The following is a 24,535-nucleotide window of genomic DNA, read 5'->3' on the forward strand; positions in this document are numbered from 1 at the left end:
CCTTGCTCAAGAGGATGACTATCGGCCTTTCATCTGCTCTTTGCCGTGAGCATAACCGCGCTCGAAGGCCTTCATGTTCAGCTCTTCGGTTCCCTTGGGGACCGAATCCAGAACGGACTTCTTCAGGGCATCCACCGAAACCGTGTCGATCACCGACGCCAGAAAGCCCAGCATGACAATATTGGCCACTGCGCTACGGCCCAGCTCTTCAGCAATGCGGGTGGCCGGGACTTTCAGTATCCTGGACTCCTGCGATTTATTCGGCTTGACCAGACCGTCATCGATGATCACCGTGATGTCATCTCCGACGTTGGCGGCATATTTGGTGTATGCCTCCGGAGACATCGCCACCACGACAGCCGGGTTCTCGATATAGGGATAACCGCCGGGCTCATCGGAAATGACTACCTGCGCGCTGCACGCACCGCCACGCGCTTCCGGGCCATAAGCCTGGGTGAAGGTAGCATGCCTTCCATCGTAAATAGCGGCCGCCTGACCCACGATATTTCCGGCCAAGATGATCCCCTGTCCGCCAAATCCGCTCAACCTGATCTCAGTTCGGCTCATACATCACTCCAAGGGTTGCGGGTCCGGCCCCGAAAATCCGCTTCCCCGAATCTGCCATCTACTCCGTTTCGACTGCCCGGGAAAGAATCTCCTTGCGTTCCCTTAACTGAGCTTCGATAAGGCCAAGCCTCTCTCGGGCATCGTGATATCCGGCATTCTCCGAGAGGTCTCCCTCTTCTCGGGCTTCCGCCACCTGGGCAATGACCTTCAGTCTCTCAGCCGAGAGTTTTTCCATCTCTTCCTCAAGCGTCTGCCGACTCTCCGGCGAAAGCCGGAACGTTTCCCGTTTTGCATTGGTTGCTTTGGCAGCGGTCTTGGGCTCTTTTCTCTCGATGATGCCAATGGCTATGTTACTCCGCACCCATCCTTGTTCTTTGGAAAAGTCAAAGAACTTTTCCAGCGCCTCGGTACGCTTTCTGCGCTCCGGCACTTTCTTGACCTCCATTACGAATTCCCTGGCTTCAACGGTGGTAAGGGTGAACATGGGGCACTCCCTGCCACATAACGTGGCAAAGCGGGAGAGATCTGATCTCATGCCATAGACAGCCGACGGGCTTTCCAGGAATGCTTCAATAGCACTTCCCAGAGAGATACTGTTGTTATCTACCATCAGTCTTCCGTCCTCGCTCCGGGGGGTTGATGGGATAGGTCCCGGAAATTTGCATATTTTGCGTATAGTGTTGCTGATCGACCATTCGACTACTTCTTTGTTGACTGCACCTCAGCGGCAGTTTTTGGGCTTCGAATTCTGGACTGCAGATCGGAAAAAGTGGGGCGCTCGATATCGACAAACTTTCCCACGGTGATCGGATCAGTCATGCCGATCCCCACTTCTCCAAGCTGAGCGCCGTGCTTGATGACGCTGTTATCGCGATAATATTTCAGCTGGGTCAAACCGCTTCCCTGACGGTTCTTTCGCCCATAGTGAGTTGGACAGGGAGTGATCACCTCCACAAAGCTAAAGCCTTTTTTATGGAGCGCCTCCGTCATGGTATTCTCCAGGCGGCGCACATGGATAGCGGTCCAGCGGGCAACGTAAGTAGCTCCGGCGGCCGTCACCAGATTCGGCAAGTTAAATGCGGGCTCAAAGTTGCCCAAGGGAGAAGTGCTTGTGCGCGCATTGACCGGCGTGGTGGGAGCCACCTGTCCACCCGTCATCCCATAAATGAAGTTATTGACACAGATGACCGTTAAATCCATGTTCCTTCGAGCAGCATGGATAAGATGATTTCCGCCGATGGAAGTGAGATCGCCGTCACCGCTGAACACCACCACCTTCATCTCCGGATTAGCCAGCTTCAAGCCGGTGGCGAATGGAATAGCACGCCCATGAGTCGTATGGAAGGAATCCAGCTTCACATAGCCGGCAACCCGGCCGGTGCATCCGATTCCCGAAACGATAGCCACCTTTTCCAGCGGCAATTCGCTCTTGACCAGGGCGCGCAAGAAACTCTGCAACACCGTTCCCAACCCACACCCTGGGCACCAGATATGAGGGAGACGGTCCTGCCTCAAAAGAAAGCCGGTTTCAATGTGATCGTCTTTTCCGTTCCCGTTCATTTGGCCGCCTTCTTAATGGCTTCAAGGATCACCTTGGGATCGTGCACCGCACCACCCATGTGGGGCACCAGAATCGTTTTGGCCTTCCCTGCAACGCATCTCTCTACTTCCAATGCGATCTGACCGGCATTGAGCTCCGGAACCACAAAGGCTTTCACCTTGCCCGCAATCTGCCGGATTCTCTCATCCGGGAAAGGCCATACGGTAATGAGCCGGAGCATGCCCACCTTTACACCCTCTTCCCGCGCGGCCTTAACCGCCAGCAGGGCCACTCGAGCTGAAATCCCATAGGAGCAAACCACTACCTCGGCACCGTCGATCTGATCCTCTTCAATCTCAATGATGTCCTTCTTATTGAGATCGATCTTATCGATCAGCCTTCGCACCAGCTTTTGCTGCGCTTCGGCGCTCATATCCGGATATCCTCTCTCGTCATGAGTGAGGCCAGTCACATGATAGAAATAGCCCTCGCCCGCGTTGGCCATAGGCGGGACCAGGTCGGCATCGGGCTTATAGGGCAAGTATTCCTCCGGAGGAAGGGAGGTTTTTCGGCGGGGGAATATCTCCAGTTGCTCCGGTGGAGGGATGGTCACCTTCTCGCTCATATGGGCCACCGATTCATCCCCCATGATCAACACCGGAACGCGATATTTTTCGGAGAGATTGAAGGCTTTGATCGTCAGGGTGAACATCTCTTGCGGCGAACTGGGAGAAAGCGCGATAATCCCGTACAGACCATGAGACCCCCAGCGAGCCTGCATCATATCACCCTGAGCCGTCAGAGTGGGCAGGCCGGTCGATGGACCCGCACGCTGAACATCGGCTACCACACACGGCGTCTCCATCATAGCGCCAAGGCCGATATTCTCCATCATCAGGCTGAAGCCCGGCCCGGAAGTGGCGGTCATCGATTTGACCCCGCCCCACGATCCTCCCAGGATAGCGGCCATCGAAGCGATCTCGTCTTCCATCTGGATAAAAGTGCCGCCCACCTCGGGAAGCCTCTCCGCCATCCGCTCCGCGATCTCTGTGGCCGGGGTAATGGGATATCCGGCAAAGAAGCGGCATCCGGCACTGATGGCGCCTTCAGCACAGGCTTCATCCCCGTTCATGAAAAACTCACCGACCAAAGGACCGTGACTAGCCATCGCTTGCCTCCTCTTCATCCTGATCTACGGTATTGGCAGTAATGGCAAAATCGGGGCAGAGGAGTTCACACAGACCGCAGCCAGTACAATCGGCAGGATTGGCGGCATACGGGAAATGATATCCCTTCAGGTTGAATTCGGGAGACTCTTTCAGCACATGTCTGGGACAGAAGTTAATACAAAATCCGCACCCTTTGCACCGGTCCGGGATCACATGCGTCTGACCATAAATGGGTTTAACTTTTTCTTGATCTAGAGGGCTTCTCCAGTATTTCATCGGTTCTCCGGACTCCTGCTGGAAAGGTTAGCCGTCATCAAGGACAGCCTTCATTCTATCACAAGCGGGGCGGTTGAATCAAAACCAAGTATAAAATGCTTGATCCACCCATCTTCTTGGGGAGGGGCAACACCACACAGAGCACTACTATTTTGAGAACAAACCCACGGTTCCGGGTCGAATCCGCCGATTGAATCCGGCCGGATTTGCCCTTGACTCAACTCCTTTTGGGCCAAAATCATGCTATACTAGGGAAAATCAAGGAAGCTCCGATCAAGGCCTGCTCAACCCCCGATCTGGTCGAGGGCAGGCCCCCGCCAGGAGGTATCCTGCACCGCTTCATCGGAAATTCCTTAGCCGCTCAAGTTTTAAGTCGAGGATTTATGCACACCACCAGCCAGCTACAGCAGCGAATCCACCAACTGCGAGAGCAGATCAACCATCACAACCAGCTCTATTACGTGCTCGATAGCCCCCAGATCAGCGACGCCGAGTACGACCAGTTGCTGCGGGAGCTCGAAACCCTGGAAGGGGAGCACCCGGAACTGGTCACGCCGGATTCGCCCACCCAGCGGGTGGGCGCCGAACCCGTGGCAGCGTTCGGTGTGGTGGAACATCCCGTCCCGCTGCTGAGTCTGGCCAAGGCTTTTGAAGCCGATGAGATGAAAGCCTGGCACACTCGCATCTCGCGTCTGCTGGAAGGCGAGCCGATGGACTTCGTCTGCGAGCTGAAAATGGACGGCCTGGCGGTATCTTTGACCTATATCGATGGTCTTCTGGTTACCGGAGCCACCCGGGGCGATGGCTACCGCGGCGAGAATATCACTCAGAATCTGAAAACCGTCCGCAGCATCCCAATTCGCCTCCCGGCCGATGCGCCGCGCCAGCTGGAAGTCCGGGGAGAGGTGTTCCTCTCCAAACCAGCGTTCGCTAAAATCAACAAAGAAAGGGCCGAGGCCGATCAGCCGCTCTTTGCCAACCCTCGAAATGCCGCCGCCGGTTCGGTACGGCAGCTCGATCCCCGGATCACTGCCCGGCGTCCTCTGGATATCTTCATCTACGGCCTGGGCTATGCCGAGGGGCAACCGATCCCCAAAACCCACTGGGAGACCATGCAATACCTGAAGTCACTGGGATTCAAGATCAATCCTCTCAATGCCCTCTTCCACGACATTCCCAGCGTGGAAGCCTTTTGCCAGCGATGGGTGGAAAAGCGGGAGAAGCTGCCCTACGATGCCGATGGCGTGGTGGTGAAGGTCAACTCCTTGGATCAGCAGAATCGGCTGGGCATTGTGGGGCGCGACCCGCGCTGGGCTATCGCCTTCAAGTTTCCGGCCACTCAGGCCACCACCAGACTTCTGGATATCGGCATCAACGTGGGGCGCACCGGAAGCATCAATCCTTATGCCATCCTGGAGCCGGTGTCCGTCGGAGGGGCGGTGGTGAGACGGTCCACACTCCACAATGAGGAGGATATCCACCGCAAGGATATTCGGATCGGGGATACGGTGATTGTGCAGCGCGCGGGAGAGGTGGTCCCGGAAGTGGTTGCGCCGGTGGTCGGCAAACGAACCGGTGAGGAGAAGGTGTTTGAAATGCCTTCCCACTGCCCCACCTGTGGCTCCGGTCTGGTAAAAACAGAGGGAGAGGTGATGGCCCGCTGCCCCAATGCGGCTTGTCCGGCGCAGGTTCTCGAACTGCTGAAGCACTTTGTATCTCGCGGGGCAATGGATATCGACGGTATGGGCGAAAAGCTGGCCACCGCTCTCTTCAATGCCGGATTAGTCAAAGATATGGCCGATATCTATTATCTCGACATGGAGAAGCTTCTTGGCCTGGATCGAATGGGGGAAAAGGTCACCTCCCACGTGCTCGACTCCATCGAGAAGAGCAAGAGCAGACCGTTCACACGTATCATCTTTGCGCTGGGCATCCGGTACATCGGATCAGAGACGGCCGATCTTCTGGCTAGGGCATTCCAAAATATCGAAAAGCTGGCTGAAGCCTCGCTGGACGACTTGCTGGCCGTGCCGGGAATCGGCCCCAAGGCAGCCGAGAGCGTCACCACTTTCTTTGCCCAGGAAACCAACCGCCGGATCATCGAAAAACTCCAAACGGCTGGAGTGAAGCTGGAAGCCGAGGCCAAAGAGATTCGGGAGATGCCGCTTTCCGGTCAGGAATTCGTGGTCACCGGCAAGCTGGAAGCGATGTCCAGAACCGAAGCGGAGGCGAAGGTTCGGGAGATGGGCGGCGGAGTGGGAAGCTCAGTGACCAAAAAGACCACTTATCTGGTGGTGGGCGCCGACCCCGGCTCCAAGCTGGATAAGGCTAAGGCGCTGGGGACAAATATTCTGAGCGAGGAAGAGTTCCTCCGGTTGATCAGCACTTAATCGGAGCATCATTTGAATATTGGCATTGTCATTCCCGCGAAAGCGGGAATCCATATAACGAAGCATGGATTCCGGATCAAGTCCGGAATGACCGGCCTTGTATTACATGAGGTGTTTGCAAGTTTTGATCAGAGCTTCTTTACAAAAATATGGATAACATCGCACTGATTGCCACCTCAACCTTCGGGCTGGAGAGAGTGGTCAGAAATGAAGTGGAAGCCCTGGGATTTGGAAAGGTGAAGGTCTCGGATGGAAGGATCGAGTTCGAAGCAACGCCTAACGATATCCCAAAAGCCAACTTGTGGCTCAGATGCGCCGATAGAGTGCTCCTTAAAATGGGCGAATTCGAAGCCCTTACCTTTGAGGAACTTTTTGAAGGAACCAAGGCGCTGCCGTGGGAGAGATGGATCACTGAAGACGGCGAATTCACCGTCAACGGCAAGGCGGTAAACTCCACCCTGGGCAGCATCCGGGCATGCCAGGCAATCGTCAAAAAAGCCGTGGTCGAAAGGCTGAAGGAAAAGTACCACACGGAATGGTTCAAGGAAACAGGGCCGAAATTCACCATACAGATATCGATGCTGAAGGATATCGCCCTTCTGACCATCGATACTTCCGGGGCAGGGCTCCACAAAAGGGGCTACAGGGACGAAGCCGTGGAGGCTCCGCTGAAAGAGACGCTGGCGGCTGGGCTGGTCCTGCTCAGTTTCTGGGATAAGGATAGAATCCTGATCGATCCGATGTGCGGTTCCGGGACGATCCCGATCGAAGCAGCCATGATCGCCCGGAATATAGCGCCGGGACTAAGGCGAGAATTTGCTTCCGAGCGCTGGCCGGAAATCGATGCCAGCGCCTGGACCGAAGCAAGACGCTCCGCACACGATGCCATTAACTCCAATCGCAAACTCCAGATATTCGGTTATGATATCGACGGGAAGAGTATCGAATCCTGTAAAATCAATGCCCTGAATGCCGGTGTCAAGGAGAACATTGTTTTTGAACAGAGGGCCGTAAAAGACCTAATGATCGATAAACAGTATGGAATCGTTATCTCGAACCCTCCTTATGGAATCCGAATGGCGGATTTCCGGGAAATTAATGAAGTCTATATCTCCCTTAACAAGATATTCAGAAAGAAACGCGGGTGGTCGGTATATATATTGACCGCCGACGAGATGTTCCCCAATTACTTCAAACGCTCGCCGCCCGATAGGGTCAGGAAGCTCTATAACGGCAGAATAAAGGTGGACTATTATCAGTATTATGGGGAAAGACCCCGTCAGCACCAGGCCCCCCTGAAAACCGAGCCAGTTCCGGAGGAAGGCTCGCTTCCGGCAGATTAGTGATCTCGATCCGACTGGCTTTTGGGCTCCCATATTTCAACGGGCCCATCAGAGCGTCCCCAATAAATCCCCAGATTTGACTGGTACCAATTTCTCATTGCGATGAAGGGAACTTGGGGCTAAAGTATATCTACTACCTGCGGTTGGAGCGAACATGGCTACTGAATCTGTGGGAAAGGGCTCTGAAATGGATAAGAAAAAAACAAGAACCTATACCATCACGACCAAAGACGGGGCCAGAATGACTGTGCCGAAAGACGTATTTCTGGAAGAGCTGGGCATGGCATGGCAGGCTGGCGCTACGATCAGAACAGGCGACCAATCCGTTCCTGAGAGTCCGGCCGCCAGTTAACCCCCGGAGGCGTGATTCCCGAGAGGAATCTGGCCATTGACGTTCCACATCATCCACCTCTGTCTCTAAAGACCTGTTCAGCGAGCCAAGCTGCGTCGGTCCGCCATTGCCCGTTTCAGATTCAAAACTCTCCTGTTTAGCACCACCCACAACCGCCGAAAACCGCCCCAAAACGCGGGCGATATTTGCAAACCGTCAGACTCCCATTAGCTTCACTTCCGGCAACACAAGTTCAGCATGAGCTATCGAAGGGGATAATAACACACAGCCACCTTCCTATGACCGCTAGGACCGCGCGAATACCAAAGGAGTAAATTGGGCCAGCCAGAGAGACGGGGATTTGAATCCATAATCTGGGACATGGGGTTTTGCGCAAGCTGGTACTCGTTAACTATGTGTGCAGCTTCACCTGCATTATCATAACTTGGCAAATCATACGTACTAACATGGAGTTTCAGAAGACTCGCAGGCTGCATAGTACCCCTCGAAACGGGTATAATATCCTCATGAATCACAAACGATATTATGAAGATATCAAGCTTGGCGAGATGTACCGATCCGGAACGTATCACCTCAGCGAGCAAGCGATCATTGATTTTGCCCGGCAATGGGACCCGCAGCAGGTCCATATCGATCCGGAGTTCGCAGCGCAAACCAAATTCGGCAACGTATTTGCCAGTGCAACTCATCTTGTGAGCATCACGACCAAGCTCTCTAACAGCGCTTGGGGAAGCATCGCCCTGAGTGCTGGCCTGGGATGGGATAAGGTCCGATTTATATCTCCCGGATTGCCGGGTGCCAATCTCTACTCGGAAGCCGAAGTAATCTCAAAACGAGAGTCCGGATCTAATCCAGATGCCGGTATCGTCACATGGGCAATGAGGTTGTTCAACCAACACGATGAACCTGTGATTGCTTATGAGGCCATTGGACTGATCGAAAAATATCACAAACAATAGTTCAAGGAAGCTGCACGGATGAAAATAGAACTGAACTTTCAAGTTACCAAGGAAGATTACCTGAGATTTCTCATGTATTCATCCGGAGAGTCTTCACTGCAAAGAGGACGCCGGAAGAGAAACAGGATAATTGTCACCATTCTTCTCGGCGCCATCTCTGCAATCGGCTTTTCTTCAGGGATCATAGCACTCGGCGGGACTTTTTCTGCCTTGACCGTCCTTGCGTATATCCTCCACCCACGATTCACAAAGTGGTGGTATGAAAAACGGTATAGCAAGTTCATAAACAAAACTTATAGAGAGAAGATCGGGAAGGAAGCGATATTCAGACTTGAGGAAGATGGTATCTATGAGAGCGGTGCAGGCACCGAGGGGAAAATCGAATTCTCTGCCGTGCGTTCGATAGTCGAACTGGAAAACCATTTCTTAATTCGCTTGAAACAGTCAGCATCCATCATTTTGCCAAAAGAAAGACTGAATAAGAAGATACTGCGACGTTTTATTCAAGAGGTATCGAGACGAACAGGTCTTCCGATAACAGATCACACAGCAAGACGATGGAGTTGAACCAAGGCAACTCATCTTTCGCCCTACAAAACAAAAATGGCCCCCGTCGGAAAAAATCCTAGAGGGCCGTTTTAGCTTCGGTTTTTGGGGTGGGTAGAGGGGATCGAACCCTCGATCTCCAGGGCCACAATCTGGGGACTGCCCTCCCACGGCATGTTTTTCTGTATCATAGCATGACATTTCACATTCAACAAGATGCCCCATGGTGATATGTCATACCACCAACGGTCGGTCAATAACGCCGACTCCGTGATCGAAATGTGATCGAACTGTCAGATTCGCTCCAGGCTCACTCTGCGGGGGGGGGGGGGCAGAGGGTTACCCCCATCAATAACTCCTTGCCGGTAACAGACTATCGCCAGTTCCTCCATCAGCGTCAAGGTATCCTTGGCATAATAACCCTTTGAGGGTTTCTCAGCTTCCAAATGTATTGCAGACAGAATCTCATCGATAGTCATGCTTTTCCCTTCCCTTTTGGTGGTTATCACTGTTTCCAGGTAACCAGTGCTGGCCCTAAAATAAGATTGTGCCGAGTGTTGCTACGGTCCAAAAGGACACCGCCCTGCTCCTCACGAAGCGGGGACACTCGGCACAATCTTGCGAACGCTTCTAACCATCCTTGACCTTACATCAAGAATGGGATGTTGGGCCCTTTCGGTTTTAGCAAAACATTTATACCATATTCGGTGGGATTTGTCACGTCACTTCGCTACATGGAGAGGCCCAGATTAATGGGGCTTAATTCTTAGCTTCGTGGGACCTTGCTCTTACCCTATTGGAATGACGGACCTAGCCTGCCTGAGGCCATCATCAGCCTTCTTCCTGTGGTGTGTACTTGACCGATAGCGTTAGCATCCCTGTGGCGAGCCCTATTGCAACGGCCTGAGTGCGGTCCCCGGCTCCCAATCGCTCCAGTATGGCCCCCACATGGTTTTTGACCGTCTGTTCGCTGATTCCTAAATGAGCTGCAATCTGCTTATTGCTCATTGCTGGTAGCAACGCAAATATCTTCCCCTCTGCCGGGGTTAGCCGGGGTCTTCCCCTCGGAACATACACGCTGTCTCGGACTATGACGTGGATTTCTGTCTCTCTGGATAGAAGATTCTCGCTGTTCATCGCTTTTTCATCCTTTCTTATTTGAGCAAGTCTTCCACTGTTTCCCATCCCGCACCTGGTACCGATGCCGATCGCACCTGCATAGCTGATCCCGCCAATCGAGTGTCGCTGTCCGGGAAGTGGTCGCTATGGTTCTCCAGCGATGGCGACATGGCTTGGTGGGGAAACTCCGTCATTTGCTGGCCACCTGCTTGAAGAAATATCCCACAATCGCCCCGACAAGCGCAGCGTAAAGCTCAACTGGGATCGTCACATCGCTGGTTACGAATTTGTATACCAGCCCAAGGGTGAACGCAAGGGCTATCACCCCCTGGACAAAGGCCCATCCGATCTGCGCCAGTAACACCCGGATGAAGGACTGCTCGACTGTCTCGGCAGCGGGGGCTACATTAGCTGTAACCGCAATCACTGGCGCACCTGAAGCGTTTGATCCTGGAGTCGTCTTTTCTTCTTCTGCCATTTCATACCTCCAGAGTTTTCACTTCAAGAGTCCGGCGTCTTTGAGCGCCAGGAGCTTGACTACCTCAAGCCATTTGACGGTCTCCAATTCATTGACATTCGCTGTCCAATTGACATGTCCCTCTTTATCAACTGTGATCTCGATCTTCAAATTCTCAGGCATTCTTCTTTACCTCACCCGTTAAATCGGACCGGGTTTTCTTAGGTGGCATGACCCTGATGGCCTCCTCAGCAATAAGCACCTTCTGTTCTTCCGATGTCAAGCCATCTAACCGACTCAGGGGAATTTGCAGTTGAAGTCCCTCGTCATCAACAAAGACCTCAGCTTCCAGTATCTTCCCCCGTTCGTGAGCGCTTCTGATCGTTACTTTTTGATTTGCCATCCTGTCCTCCCTAAGTCAAACTCCTGCCTGAAATGAACTGCTGAACAATCACATCAACCCGGATGCGGGTCAAGTCGTTTGGTGTGAACTTGACGGTGTGCCAACCACGCTGAATATTACCTCCGCCGTCAACCGCTAGGTGCCGGGTGATATCCACATCCGTCTGATACGTCTCGCCCGTCGCAATCACCGTCCCGTCGACTTCGATGTCGACGCCAGTTGCCGTTGGGCCCTGGTATATCCCAAAGGTCAGATCATGGCTATGGGCTGGCACGGTAAAACTATGGGTATGATTTGGGACATAAACCAGGTGGGTATGGTCTGGAATGTATACTGTATGAGTATGCTCCACGGCAGTTGAAGTCCAGACAGCGTTTCCGGACGATGGTGAGCCAACTATTGCCAGAGAGCCGAGGTCACTTCTGCCCAGGTATATCCAATCTGTGGGCGCGTCTGCAATACCTTCGGCTGGTATAGCATGTGCGTGGGAACCACCTCCTGAGCTGGTTGTCGCGCTGCCTCCACCGGAATACGTGGACGTAAAAGTTCCCCCACCCGCGTCGCTACTGACATAACCTCCTCCACCTGAAGCCGCTGCCTTAGCGTAAGCCCAAAACGCGAGTACCTTCCAAGTCAAGAGCACCGCGTTGATGCGCACCGCTTGCGGGTGCAGATAGAACTCATGCTCATAAGGGTGAGTTGGATCGCAGCTCGCGGTTTCCAGGAACGGCGTCAGGTTGGTGTAGCCGTCGGCATACTGGTCGCTGACAGCCTGCTTGCTGGCTAATTTGCTCAGGAAGTCGCCCAGGTTCTGGGTAATATTGGTAATATCCAGCGTAATATCTTCCGGCTGTCCCAGGTCATTTTTTCTGATCTTGACAATCTGCAACCTCTGTTCTATACCGAGATCCTCGTCAATCACCATTACCTTGCTGCCGAGCTGAAGCCGCTCGAACTCCCGGCCCGGATACAACCGGGCGAGGTCTATGGAGTTGACCTTGTAGGTAGCCTTCGGATTCTTGATGTCGGTCAATATCGATCGCGCCCGCTCGATGAGCGTGCTCGGATGATTGATTCTCTTGTCCACCCACGGCTGAGAGATCACACCGTAAACTGTGGCTGTATCGGCCCGGAGATAATCGGCATGAACATGGGTAATCGTGTAACTCGCTGCCGGATCGAAGTCGGCGATAGCACAACGGATGACATTATCGCCGCTACCCTGTTTCCAGACTGAACTGTTATCGGCTCCGTTCTTCTTGACGATCATTCCGGACGGCAGAACATTGCCCGCACCACTCCAAACATAGGCTGCATACTGGCCGCCGAGCGTGAGATAGCCATAACTGGAATCGCTGGATTTCGTGGCCACCACATCCGTTTCTGTCCAGTGGGATAGCTTGAGCTGATTCTGAGCCTCTCCCATACCCAAAGGAAACAGGCGCGTGCAAAGCGCTGTCCTGTCGACCTTCCTTTCAACCTGGGTCATGTTTTTCCGGTAACGGAGCTGCTGACCCTTATCCTCACCGATGCTCTCTTTAATCCAAAGCTTGCGGATGGCCGGGTTCTGCGGATCCGGCCGGACATAGATATACCCGTTCACTAGATCGCGTACTGCCCAACACGCCTTCAAGAGGTATTCCCACTCAAATCGGATGGAAATCAACTTGTCCAGATTCGCATCGATTCCGCCAAGAGTCACTTTGATGCCAGTCACCTGGTAATTCAAAAGATCGGTCAAGACGGTGCTGGCAAGTTGGTTTGTGGCCTCGTAGTAACCGGGGACGATGTCCCTGAGAAGCCTGGCAGCAAACTGTTCGCACTGGGCTTTGATCGTCGATGATGTGCTGTGATTCGCGGTACAATCGGTAATCAGATAAACGTCCTGCAGGCTGCCGTCCTCGTAAATCCAGACCTCTCGATCATCCTGGATATATGAAGCCTTGGGGTCATCGACTGGAAGTGAGAACCATCCTTTGGGCACCAGATTCACGGCCTGCTCGTATCCTACACCGAAAGCATTCTCCATGATGGCCAGCAGGTTTCCGGCAGCATCGTGAATCTCGACCCTGAATGATTTTACAGCCACCTATTGCTCCATGTGCTTCTGATCGTTCCGGATGGAAAGCCAGACACGGTGAGATAGTTGATCGCGTTTCCCTTCAAGACCGGGAATTCGCTGGCTGTTACACCGGCCATACTCGGCAAATCATTCAGGTAGACGGTCATCCTCTCGGAATCGATTTTCAGGATATCGCCTTCGGCCAGGCCTCCTATCCACTGAAGCTCGGATTCAATGCCGAAAGTGCGGTTCTGAATTGAGACCACCGCATCGGCCTTATCCTCGATTGCCGTCAACTCGATCACAGGTGAGGCATCCATGTCGCCGCCTACCACCACCATAATCGTTTGAGGGTCTGATACGATATCCTGTACATCCTCGGACGCGACCCATGAATATGCAAAGGGGTCTGGGCAAATCATCCCCAACTCGAATTCCGCTATGACAGCACCTGGGCTGACCTTCATGTCAGCCTGATATCTGGCTAACCAATAACGATCATTCTGCTTGTCAAAGAGAAGGGACTTGAGTCCACTTCTGCTGTCAAGCGTCTGGGCTATCCCTTGAAGCGCCTCCAACAGTTCGGCATACGAGTTGGCCTTGACCCAGCAGCGAAGATTGAAACAACGGGGAGCATACTCTGGAAGAGTGTCATAGGCACCGTGCTTACCGGGTATCACAAGCAGGTTATCGCGGGAACCAGCGAGGATCTCACGTTCGGAACCACGAAGAAGACGGCAACCGTACATCGTGCCCAGGTGTCTGTAACCATAGACAAAGCTTGGGTCGCCACCTTTTCCCGTTGGATCATTTTGCGTCCATGCCCACCACCAATAGTTCATCAATGACTGGATGATCATATTAAGCCCCGCTCCTCATTGCGCTCTTTTGGAGATCGAATAGCGCCTCCGCAACTCGCTGAATGTCCGCCTCTTCCCGGATGATCATCTGTGCGATATGAAAATGCTGGGTGATCGTATTGACGATCCCGCCGCTCTTCATCTTGCTGTCCGGAACGATCCATTCCGATCCTTGCTCAGCCATGATCCCGCGCCGGCCGGTTCGTAAGCCGTACATCAAGGTCGGTTCGGTGATCAGCCCGCCAGTCGCATGTCCATAAATTGGCGAACTGACTGGCAGATCCGATATGTACGGGCCATAAATCCCTTGGCTCTTGGCTTGCTCGTCCAACACCTGTTGCTTTGCTGCTATCAGGGCTTTCTGGTATAGAGCTTCTTCGGTGACTTGCCGGGCGTGAGAAGCCTTCGTTTCAGTCTCCTCATCCACCAGGCGCTGTTTGGTTGCTGCCAGCTTGATGTTTTCGGCAAAGACCGCCCATGATGCCTCTTCAGCTATCTGCGCAAGTTTCTGTTGCAGGGCGGCGTCGAGAGCCGTCTTCTCATTGGCGAGGCGGGTCTCCGTCTCCTTGAGCATCTCGGATTCATGAGTTTTCTTGGCCTCCAGCTCTTCCTGTAGCGCCGTTTTCTTATTCTCGGCCTCAGTCCGGACATTCTCGATGGAGTCTCGCAGGGCTTCTTTCTCTGCCTCTCTGGAATCCAGAAGTTTGTCGCGTTCGACCTGGGCAATGAACTCATTCAAGTCTTCGGTCGCCGAAGCCCGATCCGCATCGTTATCGGCCTGAGCCACTTTGTCCTGCAGCTCAAGCAGCCGTTTCTGATTTTGCTGGTCCTCAAGGATTCGGTTCTCGTCCTTCGTTCTGGCATCAATGGCGTCGATCTGATCCTGATATTTTTGCACCGCTGCCTGAGTGTCCTGGTCAAGAAGCTTGAACTTGGCAGCATATTCCTTGTCCAGCAGGGCCAGCTTCTCATTGCAAGCAGTCCTGGCTGCATCCAGCTCCTCATCGAGCTGTTGTTTCATATCATCCGTGGCCTGTCGGGCCAGATCGATCTTTGACTGGTGATATTCCTCGGTTACCCCGTACTCTTCTCTGATCTTGGCAACCGCATCGTCATATTCCTGCTCCGCTGCCTTGCGCTTTTCTTCGATCACAGCGAGCTGATCCTTCAACTGCTGATCGAGTTGATCCTTGAGAGTAGCCGTCAGCGCCTCGGCCTTGAGCTTGATATCGGCCGCCATTTCGTCATAGGCGTCTTCAGCTTCTTTGGCGTGCTTCTTATGGAATGGGTTCATGCTGCCGAAAAACCCGCCGACCTTGCCAGCCACGTCACCGATCGCCCCGCCCACTTTGCTGGGCAGGAAGGTCACAACGTCAGCCACTTTTTTGAGTTCATCCTTGAACATCGTGAAGGCTTTGTAGATAGCGCCGCCCGGAAGCAACCAGCCGAAGCCGCTATTGTAGACACCTAGCACCGTGTCCTTAACGCGGTTGAATATGTCCATAATGCCGCCCCATATCGTCTTGGCGAAACCGGATATCTTATCCCAGTTCCTCCAGAGAAGAATACCGGCGGCGACAACGGCGGTGATTGCGAGACAGACCAGCCCAACCGGTCCAGTCAAAAGGGTAAAAGCAGCACCGACCAAACCGATGCCGGCTGCCAGTGCGGGCAACATCCCGATAAGAAGCATCAGCGGACCGGCTATCAAAGCAAATCCTCCTGCCAACAATACTGTAACAATAATGACCTTTTGAATCGGAGAGGGCATATCCTGGAACCAACCCATCACCGTATTAAGCACTCCCAGCAAGTCCTTGGCCACCGGGATGAAGGTGGTTCCGGCTTCTTCCATCAGATCGGAAAAGCTGTTCTGGACGTTTGCCATTGCCCCGGCTGTGCTCTGACCATAAGCTTCAGCTTGGCCGCCGAACTTGGCCTGCAATTGACCAAGAGCCTGTGTGGCAGTAGCGCCTTTTCCCAATTCGATTCCGTAGCGCGTGAGGATCTCCGTGTTGCCGGTTGACACCCTGCCCACTATCTGGGCGGCTGAGGTGTAATCCATGCTCTTGGCAACGGCCACGTCGAGGGTCAAGGGCAACATCTTCATGGCGACGTTATAGTCGCCTGTGATCTCTACCAGAGCGGCCAAGGCCTTCCGCTGGTCATCGTCTGAAACGGCTGTCTTTTTTGTGGTTGCCGCAATGGTCTTCTCCAGAGAGCCTTTGACCTTATCGTAGTTCACGCCGACGTTTTTCAAAGCAGAGGACAACTTGATGATCCCCGCCTCTTCATCGGCGGCGGCCTTGGTGGCCATCACCAGCACACCCGCCATACCCACGCCAAAGCCAGTCAAGGCGCCGCCGACCTTCTTGAGGGTCTGGTCTAGGCCACCGAGCTTGGTCACGGTGCCCTCAAGACCCTTAGAAGCCTCGTCTTTGAACTTCAGTAGGATTTCAAGTGTTGTTTCTGCGCCCATCGTCAGTCACCATTTCTGGATTTCCAGTCCGAATACTTTGCTTCGGTCTGCATAAACTGCCAAATCTTATCGACCATCAACGCTGGAGCTTTCAGATAGTCCTCGCAACTCCAGCCCATATGTTTCATAATCAGGTAGTCTCGATAGAACTCGGGGGCTACTCCCCGGCCTTGCTTGAGGAGAGACCAGAGATCGACGTCGATGTCCCCTCCTTCACCACCTGGGCCAAGAAAGGGTTCGCTTCGATTACCCCCTCGGTGATCTTGTCCACCACCATCGGATCGAGGTTCAGGATATGGGCGTTGTCGATCGGAGCCTTTGAACCATCGCCATCCTTGAACGTCCAGTCGACGACAAATGTCTTGAAGAAGTCGATCGCCCTTTGCTCCTCTGACTTCGCGCGGTTATCCATGGACGCGGCCAGCTTGAACCGCAACTCCTGATCAGCGATCTTGATCGTTACCTGTTCATCCTCAATCGTGATCACCCTGGTCTTGTCGAATACAAATGCCTTCATGTTCCCTCCCTCTTAACAAAAAGGGCAACGAACAAAGTCCTGTCCTTCATCCGTTGCCCTTGGTATACCTCGTGAATCCAGCTATTTACCGAATCTGTTTTCTATATCATCCAGCACCTTCTTGAAGATTTGCTTAACATCGTCAATGTTCTTCCGAAACGTATTTCTGAACGGGTATCGGGGTTTGGTTCCCACCTCTCGGATCGACTGCTGAATTGCCCCTACCCTATTCTCAGAAATGCCCTTCCTTCTTGCCCAGGGCTTCAGCTCTGCCAATGGAACCGTGTGAGGGTTCTGTCCATACTCGATGTCCGGCGCGTATTCTACGCTGGTTCCAACCCGAGCCCAAAGCGGAACGACATCAGGCGCGACAGAATGCGTGACTGAACCCATAAAGCGCCCTGTGTCAACCGCCCCAACCCTCTTGATTTCCTTCTTGGCCTCTCCCTCCATCAGAATGCTGGCGTCTTGCATCGCCTTCCTGACAGGCGGACCGATCAACGTGTCCGGCCTGAGCTTCTTGACGAGTTCATCCAGGCCATTGCATTCGATGTCCATCGTCTCCCTCTACGGCAGAGTTGCAAGACTGTTGACCACCCTCACCAGCCATTCATTGTCCCAGGTCGGATCGAACGTGCTCGTAAGTTTGACGTTCACGACGTCCATTCCGTTTTTGGTGCCCAGGCTCTCCCAATTAGTGTAAACGCCACAAATATCCAGCGCAAGCCTCTTAGCATGGCCTGTGACAATCTGCGATCCCGGAATGCTGAGCCTGATGAACCTCTTCGTTCCGGCATAGTATGCCTCGAATTCTGCGTTGGCCGTCTCGTTAAACTGGAAAGTCATGTCAAGTTCGACACTGCGCGGCCCCTCAGAATGGTCGGTAAACCAAAGCTCTCCATCCAGGAAATCTTGCGGTTCATACCCGGTGTCAAGTTTCCAGGTAAACTCGGTCAGCGTTTTCGACTTCTGGGTAGTTCCGATGGTAGCCCCGCTATCGTTAATGAAAACGATTCCCCTTTTGGCAACCACGTCCTCAACGGTCGGAACCACCAGACCGGTCTCAAAATCAGCCTTGGCAAAATTCTGGCCGAACATGTTGCAGGCGAGCTGTACTGCCTCATTGGCGCCGCCCTTGATTTCCAGAGTTTTGGCCAGCACGTACTTGGTGATGAATGCCTGCACGTTGTTGCCATAGCGTAACGTGAAGCTGTTGGGGTTGTTTGCGCTGGTCAGACTCGGAACGAATGCCCACTCATAAGCATGAACAGAACCAGGGTCTGAGTCGAGCTGGGTGGGCACGATGTTACCCCTGATCGACATCAACAGATAATACAGGCATTGTTCAAACGAGAACGTCCCCTGCCGGCTGATTTCAGCTATCGTGTTGGTCTTGAGGTAACGTGTGTACTTCGATAGATGGCCGGTAGCCTCTTCAGGCAACGTAACAGTGGGGTTGTCTTTGTGGGTAAAGTTCCCCAACAGTACAGCCGTCGCTTCGGCCTCCACCCCATAACCACTCTCTTTGCCTATTTGCGCTTTGCGGAATGCAGAACTTGATACCACCATAATTCACCTCCACACTAACTGAATTCGAATGCTTCTTTGGGCCGAACTTCTAACAAAAATTCAATACCGACATAAGGCGTTTTGCCCCACTCGGTATTCACTCGCTGATATCTCGCAATCCGGCTGTCAACCACCAGCCCTCCCAGTGTAATATTGTGATCGAAGGCGTCGAGCGTCGCGCCGATCAATGGCTCCAACTTTTCTTCAGCGGTCGGCAGATCCGGCCTGGCTACCAACACCACCATCCTGAGTCGGTGAGGCACGATCCTCTCCGACGGGTTTCTCACGATATCATCACTATCGCCAATGAAGTTCAAGAAACATGGCGTATTGGGTATGCTCTCCGGCGGATAGGCCAAAGCCTCTTTCACGCCAGCGACCGACTTCTGGATCAACACAAGTTTTTTCCTGATTTCACTCAGTTCTGGATCCATCATTCCCTCACGGATACAGTATTGCTTTCCGGCGACCTAACCCTTTCATCAACAGCCGATCGTCATTATCGAATCCGTCATAGACCGAAAACCCGCCGAATTCAGGCGAGGCCAACGCCCTGGCATAAGCAGTGTCTTTTCGCTTGAACAGCCGAGCCGCATTCTTGGCGCAAACGACCTGAACCTGTTCGGGTATCGACTCATACCCCCAGACACCGGTTACCTCAAGCGATCTGGTCTGAGTCGAGAACTTTTCCAACTGGCCGTTCGGCAGGAGTTGTACCCACTTCTTCGGGGTCGAATTCTCGGGCCCCAGGGTAAAGTCAGTATTCTCAACCAGCGTGGTGGCAAACCCGCCATCCATGCCAGTGTCGATCTTGACCGACGTAAGCGATCTCAAAGTGTCGATCAACTGGACCTTTCCTCCTGACGTGTTGTAATACTTGGCCGACTCAACATCGTTCACCAGGAAACTCTGACCCCATTTGGCATCTATGCCCTTGGTAACGACCTTAATCAACTTGAGTATCAGCTCATCCCAGTCACTGCCGGTCAAACTCAGCATTTTCTTGACTTCATCGACCGTGCAATAATAACGAGATGATTGCAGCTCGGTAATGAATGTCTGGTTGTAGGTGATCAGCGTCAAACTGGTGGTCTCGATATTGCCCGAACCGATCTGAATGCCATCCGAATCGGCCAGGCTAGTCATCCCTCCGGTAGCCGGATTCTGCATGGTCCAAAGCTTGGTCTCAATCGCATCAGCGGTCGAAAGCTCAGCCCCCAGCACTTTCTTGGTGAACAACAGCAAGCCCATTTTGTAATTGGCATAGAATCCGTCGAGCTGGCTGGCATAATCGTACATGCCCTTGCCGTTCCACATCATAGCCGCCTTGAAGAACCACTCCAGCGCCTTGTCCCTCTTGCCCGCAAAGAAGTAGTCGAGGGCCACATAGCAGCAGGTATCAGCGTATCTCTCGGGTATCAAATAGACGAGCTTATCATGCCGCCGATATGCGACGAACTTTTCATTCGTGCTTGAGTACAGGTGATTCGTGGCATCGCCGATCCGGTCGTATCGCGGGATGTCCCGGCCGACGACGACCTCGAACATACCCGGCTGACCCACTATGCCGATCAGTCGTTCCACCTCTGCTTTGATGACTTGAGAATACGTGGGTCGCCACGGTTCCAAAGCACGATAGGCAAACAGGTTATCAGAGTAGACCCAGAAGACGTTCTGGTAGGTCAATGGCAGATCATGGAACTCTTCCTCTGCCTGGAGAAGCCAGTGCGTTCCCTGATCATCACTCTCCGCACACATGTGTACACTGTCATCGTACAGGCTGAGCATATATTCGCATGCCTGATCAATCTGTTGTGTTGTCGGTGCCATAGGTTCCTCGACTTGAAATTCTTCTGGCCGTCTGGTAGAATGGGCCCATCATGACTACGTTAACTTTATCCAAACAACGGCCTCGAATCTGGTTGAACTCCGTGATCGCTTTCTTCATTGTCGCTGTTGCGGCCGGTTTTTTATGGCTTCTGATGGAGTCACCCTCTGGTCACAACATCCTCTGGAGTTTTGGGACCGGATTCGGCGCTGCTTTCGTTCCCTTTGGATTGATTACGGCTGCCATAATACTTGCACCCCCTGTCTTTGTGGCTCGAAAGCTCCGGCCCACTGACACCCACATTTTCTATCCCGTGTTTGCCTTTCTGTGGGCCGTGCTTTCTTTCCTCATCAACTGCCTGCTCTTGATCTTTCTCGCCGGTCTGGCTGGATGATCAGTAGATGTCGATGACGGCCAACTTCACCTGATTGCCGGTCGGGATGTAGATATAACTCCCGCTACTGACACCACAGTCACTGGTATTGCTGTTGAATACGATGCTGCCACCTATGCTCCCCGTGTCCACGTAGAAATACCGCTTGAAAATCTCCACCTCGATCGCCACGCCGAGTCCGCAAGTGTACACTTTGACGTTGTTCCATAAGAGATAGCCCGGGAACCAGTAAGGATCAAGGTCTATATCTGTGTACGACAACACTGTACGCACACCACTGACAACCTTGGCCAACTCAACCCTGACCTGATAACGAGGATTCTGTTGATAAGGGGTGTAGTACCGCGTATAAACGACAACCTCAACCCGGGTATTCCCATCGCTGGTTGACCGGATGGCCGGCAGTTTAACCCAAACCTGAAAGGTGTCTGTGTTTGGCGGGGTATTCGTAGCCCACCATTTTGCGGTATAGATAATATTCGTATGAGCAGCCTCAGTATAAGCAGCGTTGGCTATGCCTGAGAAATCGCCCCTTTTGCCATACGTGGGATCATCCTCAATGGTCGGAGTTCCGCCCTGCCAGGCAAGCCGAGATCCATCAACAAAATATTCTTTCCACCTGTCGAGGCTGATGGCCTTGTCTGACAAAAGCGAAGGGTAGATTTTCCCCGCATACTTATTCTGGATTTTGATCTTGTCGCCACTTGTGACCGGTACCTCAAGCGGGATGAAATTATAGCAGTAGTCTTGGGCTGCCACCTCGAAAGCTTTGTTGCCGTCGAGTGCCGCCTCACTTCCGCCAATGTAGCCCGCTATCTCTCGGCTGTTCGGCTCGACAAGTCCTCTGATGACAAAATCTTCAGGTGCTGTGAACGTGAGGATTCCGGTGTTCGGGTACGGGTGCATGAACTTGCTTATCGTCGGTACTAACTGATTCATTTCTTTCTCCTGTTAATAAATATCTACGGCGGCCAACTTGACTCCGTTGCCGGTCGGGACAGACAGGTAGTCACCGCTTGCGATGGATGCGTCTTCGACCACAACAGCGTTGTCTTGATAGGAGGACCAGTTGGAGTTATAACTCAGCCCGCACTGGACATACACCCATATCTTGTTCCGGTTGAATCGATACTGGAACTTGTACCATTTCTCTTTGAATACCGAATACCCGTCTGATAACGAATACTGGTAGGAACCAATGACAGTTCTGGTACCACTCACAACCTTTGCAACCTCAAGTCCCAAGTACGCTGGGAGAGGATACGCAGCTCCTTTAGTGAGAAGCCTGATATCGTATCGGTTGTCTCCGGACTGGTCAGATCGGATACTCGGCAAGATCACCCAATCTGCAAAAGAGCCTCCGAATGAAGGGGTATTCTTGGGCCAGTAGTTTCCATTAACAATGATGTCACCATGGCTGGCACTGGAATACGCAGCGTTGGCGATGCCTCCAAAATCGCCGCGTTTTCCGAAAGTCGCATCATCCTCGATGGTCGGTTGGGCTCCGGACCAAGTCAAAGTCTTTCCCGTCATGAAGTATTCGATCCAGCGCCTCAACTCCACGAACTTGTCTGAGAGCAAAGAATACTTCGGGCCCGCCGAATAGTTGCAACAAAGCTTGATCAGATCACCCTCCGCTAATGGTATCTCCAATGGCATGAATTTGTAACATAGATCGTCCTTGACGAACTGGCCAACTTTCTCACCATCACTGAGACCCTCAGTGCCGCCTTTGTATATCTCGGTCAAGTAAGCCGACTCATTACCATCGATGAGGCCCCGCAGAACGAAATCCTCGGGTACATGGAATGTGCAGACAGACTGGTGACAGCCCATCTGCAAATGCTGAGATATTACTGGCACTAACTGATACATTTCTTTCTCCTTACTCTCGAGTCAAATTCACCGTCTTGTCGGTGAGCAGTGAAAAGGGATGGTTGTTATACTGTGACCAGAGTTTGATGCGTTCACCCTCCGCAACCGGAATTTCCAGCGGAATGAAGTTGTAGCAGAAGTCCTGATCCATTGCTTGTAGTTCCAGCGACCCGTCCTTCGTGTCTTTCGAGCCTCCAATGTATATTTCAAGAGTGAAGGCTGGATCAAAGACCACGATTCCCCGAATCACAAAATCAACGTCAGGAATCCATGTCTTAACCGTATCGTGGTCCGTATAGCGGTCCGCACTGTTTGCAGGTTTGAGCTGGTTCATCTTTACCTCCTATCCGATTTCAAGCGTAGTCAGCTTGAGATTGTTCTTCACTGGTATCAAAACGCACTCGCCCGCCGGAATGGCGTCATCGACGGCCTCCAGACGGTGATTCACTCGGTCTCTATTGGATTCCTGGATCGAGAACAGGGCCTGAACCGATTTGCCGCTGGCCTCGAAGGTGAAATCTGTCGGTGAGAGTTCATAACCCTGAGTGCTGGTGCCGAGCTGACAAGCCAGCACTTCCCGTTTGCCGTTGGCATACCTCACCAGCCTTGACAGGACATGCCAGTAGCTACCCCGGTAGGCCACCACCTCAACGGCGTACCTGACAGCTCCGGATGCGTTCGATCTTACCGAAGGCAAGGCAAACCACAGCTTTTCTTTGGCGTTGTGGATCGGCCTGGACGCCTGCTCGAACCGCCCGGCTATCTGGATGTCCTTGTGCGGGTTCTCCAGAACAGCATGTTCCTTGATCCTGCTGAAGTTCCGGTGTACTATTCCTGTTTCTGATTCTTCAAGCTCCGGTGCACCCCCTTTCCAATCGATATGCTTCGTGCGGATCTCCTCGATGATTGCGACTTTCTCTTCCATCGTCATTCTCCTTGCTGCTCCTCGGTCTCGATGCCGAGTTCTACCCAGCGGTCCTTGAACGTCTCAAGAGCCCCGTAGCGGTCGAGATAGCTCAACCGATGCGACAAGCGCGGGTCTCGCATCAAGTCCATGTTCATCAACCGCCAGGCTTCCGTCCGGTTCGGGCAGGTGCTATACCGATATGAGCATCCCGGCTTGTGCGGGAGAGTCTGCCCGTAAGGCGCTGACACTCCGCACTCGCTGCACGTCTGAATCGGTGGCGGCATCTGTGCGCCTTCCCCATACTCGTTGGGCGGATTCTGCATGTAGACGCCACCCAGGAAGAAGCCACAGGCCATCATCTGGGTGTTGACGTCGTCCCACCACGGGGAAGTCGTTCCCACCGATGGCCCCATCTGTATTCCCGATAGCACGGCAAACTCCCCGAGGTCTTGCCTCACCATCGGCATGCCCGCTATCCAATCGATGTAAAGCTCGGACTCGGTATTGGCATAGTCGGCCACTCTCACCTGAAAGTTCCGGTCGGTCAGATTGAGGCTGATACTCCTCATGCACATGGCCTTGTACTTACCCGACTCCACAAAGTCACTGCGCTTGATGGCCCACTCTTTGATCTTCACCATCGCCAATGGATCGCCGCGAGCCACCCACACCTGAAGCTTGCACAAGGTGTTATTGGTAGCCGCCGCGTTGCTCACCCTGGCCCTCATATCAACTTCGAAGAAAGTTCCGGGGATAACGTCACCTTCGCTAAAAAGCTGGTCACCGGAAGCGCTGAGTTTGACGGCACTCTTGTACATGGCGCTACCCTCCTCGACAAGTGCGCCTTGCCAGAGCATGTCATAGCTTTTTCTGAACCAGAACGCCTTGACTTCTTCGCCTAATTCAATCGGTACTGCCATCAT

30 protein-coding genes are annotated in these 24,535 nt (G+C 53.1%); 6 read left to right on the plus strand and 24 right to left on the minus strand.

Annotation, left to right across the window (positions count from 1 at the left end):
* Positions 1 to 18: 18 nt before the first annotated feature.
* The 5 genes from PHV74_00005 to PHV74_00025 all read right to left on the minus strand — a co-directional run bounded on the left by PHV74_00005 (position 19) and on the right by PHV74_00025 (position 3,552).
* Entirely contained in the window at positions 19 to 567 is a 549-nt protein-coding gene (locus PHV74_00005; GenBank protein ID MDD5092753.1) for a 2-oxoacid:acceptor oxidoreductase family protein, read from the minus strand.
* A gap of 58 nt (positions 568 to 625) precedes the next feature.
* Entirely contained in the window at positions 626 to 1,177 is a 552-nt protein-coding gene (locus tag PHV74_00010; GenBank protein ID MDD5092754.1) for a hypothetical protein, read from the minus strand.
* Positions 1,178 to 1,266: 89 nt separating this feature from the next.
* Positions 1,267 to 2,127, minus strand: coding sequence for a 2-oxoacid:ferredoxin oxidoreductase subunit beta (locus tag PHV74_00015; protein ID MDD5092755.1), 861 nt, complete (start codon positions 2,125 to 2,127; stop codon positions 1,267 to 1,269).
* Entirely contained in the window at positions 2,124 to 3,275 is a 1,152-nt protein-coding gene (locus PHV74_00020) for a 2-oxoacid:acceptor oxidoreductase subunit alpha (GenBank protein MDD5092756.1), read from the minus strand. Before PHV74_00020 ends, PHV74_00015 begins: the two co-directional genes overlap by 4 nt.
* A complete protein-coding gene (locus PHV74_00025) occupies positions 3,268 to 3,552 on the minus strand; it encodes a ferredoxin family protein (protein ID MDD5092757.1) in 285 nt (94 codons plus the stop codon). The genes PHV74_00020 and PHV74_00025 overlap by 8 nt, the downstream gene beginning before the upstream one ends.
* A 383-nt stretch (positions 3,553 to 3,935) precedes the next feature.
* On the opposite strand from PHV74_00025, the gene ligA reads away from it, so the two are divergent.
* The 5 genes from ligA to PHV74_00050 all read left to right on the plus strand — a co-directional run bounded on the left by ligA (position 3,936) and on the right by PHV74_00050 (position 9,163).
* Entirely contained in the window at positions 3,936 to 5,942 is a 2,007-nt protein-coding gene (ligA, locus tag PHV74_00030; GenBank protein MDD5092758.1) for an NAD-dependent DNA ligase LigA, read from the plus strand.
* 149 nt (positions 5,943 to 6,091) lie between these two features.
* The gene (locus PHV74_00035; GenBank protein ID MDD5092759.1) at positions 6,092 to 7,285 is read left to right on the plus strand and encodes a class I SAM-dependent RNA methyltransferase; all 1,194 of its coding nucleotides are present in this window, start codon (positions 6,092 to 6,094) and stop codon (positions 7,283 to 7,285) included.
* A 187-nt stretch (positions 7,286 to 7,472) separates the two neighbouring features.
* Positions 7,473 to 7,637, plus strand: coding sequence for a hypothetical protein (locus tag PHV74_00040; GenBank protein MDD5092760.1), 165 nt, complete (start codon positions 7,473 to 7,475; stop codon positions 7,635 to 7,637).
* Positions 7,638 to 8,143: 506 nt separating this feature from the next.
* Positions 8,144 to 8,596 (plus strand): MaoC/PaaZ C-terminal domain-containing protein, encoded by a 453-nt coding sequence (locus tag PHV74_00045; protein ID MDD5092761.1) that lies wholly within the window; start codon positions 8,144 to 8,146, stop codon positions 8,594 to 8,596.
* A gap of 18 nt (positions 8,597 to 8,614) precedes the next feature.
* The gene (locus tag PHV74_00050; GenBank protein ID MDD5092762.1) at positions 8,615 to 9,163 is read left to right on the plus strand and encodes a YcxB family protein; all 549 of its coding nucleotides are present in this window, start codon (positions 8,615 to 8,617) and stop codon (positions 9,161 to 9,163) included.
* A gap of 272 nt (positions 9,164 to 9,435) precedes the next feature.
* Here the strand turns inward: PHV74_00050 and PHV74_00055 are convergent, their stop codons facing one another.
* The 14 genes from PHV74_00055 to PHV74_00120 form a co-directional block, all read right to left on the minus strand.
* On the minus strand, positions 9,436 to 9,651 hold the full coding sequence (locus tag PHV74_00055) for a hypothetical protein (GenBank protein MDD5092763.1): 216 nt from the start codon (positions 9,649 to 9,651) through the stop codon (positions 9,436 to 9,438).
* A 322-nt stretch (positions 9,652 to 9,973) separates the two neighbouring features.
* The gene (locus PHV74_00060; protein MDD5092764.1) at positions 9,974 to 10,279 is read right to left on the minus strand and encodes a helix-turn-helix transcriptional regulator; all 306 of its coding nucleotides are present in this window, start codon (positions 10,277 to 10,279) and stop codon (positions 9,974 to 9,976) included.
* A gap of 17 nt (positions 10,280 to 10,296) precedes the next feature.
* Complete coding sequence (locus PHV74_00065; GenBank protein ID MDD5092765.1) at positions 10,297 to 10,455, minus strand: hypothetical protein; 159 nt, start codon at positions 10,453 to 10,455, stop codon at positions 10,297 to 10,299.
* Complete coding sequence (locus PHV74_00070) at positions 10,452 to 10,739, minus strand: hypothetical protein (protein ID MDD5092766.1); 288 nt, start codon at positions 10,737 to 10,739, stop codon at positions 10,452 to 10,454. The genes PHV74_00065 and PHV74_00070 overlap by 4 nt, the downstream gene beginning before the upstream one ends.
* A gap of 18 nt (positions 10,740 to 10,757) precedes the next feature.
* Positions 10,758 to 10,901 (minus strand): hypothetical protein, encoded by a 144-nt coding sequence (locus PHV74_00075; protein ID MDD5092767.1) that lies wholly within the window; start codon positions 10,899 to 10,901, stop codon positions 10,758 to 10,760.
* Positions 10,894 to 11,121 carry a hypothetical protein gene (locus tag PHV74_00080; protein ID MDD5092768.1) on the minus strand — a complete coding sequence of 76 codons (228 nt, stop codon included), beginning with the start codon at positions 11,119 to 11,121 and terminating at the stop codon, positions 10,894 to 10,896. The genes PHV74_00075 and PHV74_00080 overlap by 8 nt, the downstream gene beginning before the upstream one ends.
* Positions 11,122 to 11,131: 10 nt before the next feature.
* Positions 11,132 to 13,210, minus strand: coding sequence for a phage tail protein (locus tag PHV74_00085; protein ID MDD5092769.1), 2,079 nt, complete (start codon positions 13,208 to 13,210; stop codon positions 11,132 to 11,134).
* On the minus strand, positions 13,201 to 14,043 hold the full coding sequence (locus PHV74_00090) for a phage tail family protein (GenBank protein ID MDD5092770.1): 843 nt from the start codon (positions 14,041 to 14,043) through the stop codon (positions 13,201 to 13,203). Before PHV74_00090 ends, PHV74_00085 begins: the two co-directional genes overlap by 10 nt.
* A gap of 1 nt (position 14,044) precedes the next feature.
* Positions 14,045 to 16,522 carry a hypothetical protein gene (locus PHV74_00095; protein MDD5092771.1) on the minus strand — a complete coding sequence of 826 codons (2,478 nt, stop codon included), beginning with the start codon at positions 16,520 to 16,522 and terminating at the stop codon, positions 14,045 to 14,047.
* Between the two features lie 157 nt (positions 16,523 to 16,679).
* The gene (locus PHV74_00100) at positions 16,680 to 17,039 is read right to left on the minus strand and encodes a hypothetical protein (protein MDD5092772.1); all 360 of its coding nucleotides are present in this window, start codon (positions 17,037 to 17,039) and stop codon (positions 16,680 to 16,682) included.
* An 81-nt stretch (positions 17,040 to 17,120) separates the two neighbouring features.
* The gene (locus PHV74_00105) at positions 17,121 to 17,597 is read right to left on the minus strand and encodes a hypothetical protein (protein ID MDD5092773.1); all 477 of its coding nucleotides are present in this window, start codon (positions 17,595 to 17,597) and stop codon (positions 17,121 to 17,123) included.
* Between the two features lie 9 nt (positions 17,598 to 17,606).
* The gene (locus tag PHV74_00110; protein ID MDD5092774.1) at positions 17,607 to 18,608 is read right to left on the minus strand and encodes a hypothetical protein; all 1,002 of its coding nucleotides are present in this window, start codon (positions 18,606 to 18,608) and stop codon (positions 17,607 to 17,609) included.
* Positions 18,609 to 18,622: 14 nt separating this feature from the next.
* Complete coding sequence (locus PHV74_00115; GenBank protein ID MDD5092775.1) at positions 18,623 to 19,045, minus strand: hypothetical protein; 423 nt, start codon at positions 19,043 to 19,045, stop codon at positions 18,623 to 18,625.
* Positions 19,046 to 19,049: 4 nt separating this feature from the next.
* A complete protein-coding gene (locus PHV74_00120; protein MDD5092776.1) occupies positions 19,050 to 20,438 on the minus strand; it encodes a hypothetical protein in 1,389 nt (462 codons plus the stop codon).
* Between the two features lie 50 nt (positions 20,439 to 20,488).
* Between PHV74_00120 and PHV74_00125 the strand changes: the two genes are divergently transcribed.
* Positions 20,489 to 20,830 (plus strand): hypothetical protein, encoded by a 342-nt coding sequence (locus PHV74_00125; protein MDD5092777.1) that lies wholly within the window; start codon positions 20,489 to 20,491, stop codon positions 20,828 to 20,830.
* On the opposite strand, the gene PHV74_00130 is transcribed toward PHV74_00125, so the two are convergent.
* Genes PHV74_00130 through PHV74_00150 form a run of 5 tightly spaced genes read right to left on the minus strand, consistent with a single transcriptional unit; the run spans position 20,831 to position 24,535 of the window.
* A complete protein-coding gene (locus PHV74_00130) occupies positions 20,831 to 21,769 on the minus strand; it encodes a hypothetical protein (GenBank protein MDD5092778.1) in 939 nt (312 codons plus the stop codon).
* Between the two features lie 12 nt (positions 21,770 to 21,781).
* Positions 21,782 to 22,705 carry a hypothetical protein gene (locus PHV74_00135; protein ID MDD5092779.1) on the minus strand — a complete coding sequence of 308 codons (924 nt, stop codon included), beginning with the start codon at positions 22,703 to 22,705 and terminating at the stop codon, positions 21,782 to 21,784.
* Positions 22,706 to 22,715: 10 nt separating this feature from the next.
* Positions 22,716 to 23,039, minus strand: a complete 324-nt coding sequence (locus PHV74_00140; protein MDD5092780.1) for a hypothetical protein — start codon at positions 23,037 to 23,039, stop codon at positions 22,716 to 22,718.
* 9 nt (positions 23,040 to 23,048) lie between these two features.
* On the minus strand, positions 23,049 to 23,630 hold the full coding sequence (locus PHV74_00145; GenBank protein ID MDD5092781.1) for a hypothetical protein: 582 nt from the start codon (positions 23,628 to 23,630) through the stop codon (positions 23,049 to 23,051).
* 2 nt (positions 23,631 to 23,632) lie between these two features.
* Positions 23,633 to 24,535 (minus strand): hypothetical protein, encoded by a 903-nt coding sequence (locus PHV74_00150; protein MDD5092782.1) that lies wholly within the window; start codon positions 24,533 to 24,535, stop codon positions 23,633 to 23,635.

The sequence above is a fragment of the Dehalococcoidia bacterium genome (genome assembly GCA_028711995.1).
Lineage (GTDB): Bacteria > Chloroflexota > Dehalococcoidia > SZUA-161 > SpSt-899 > JAQTRE01.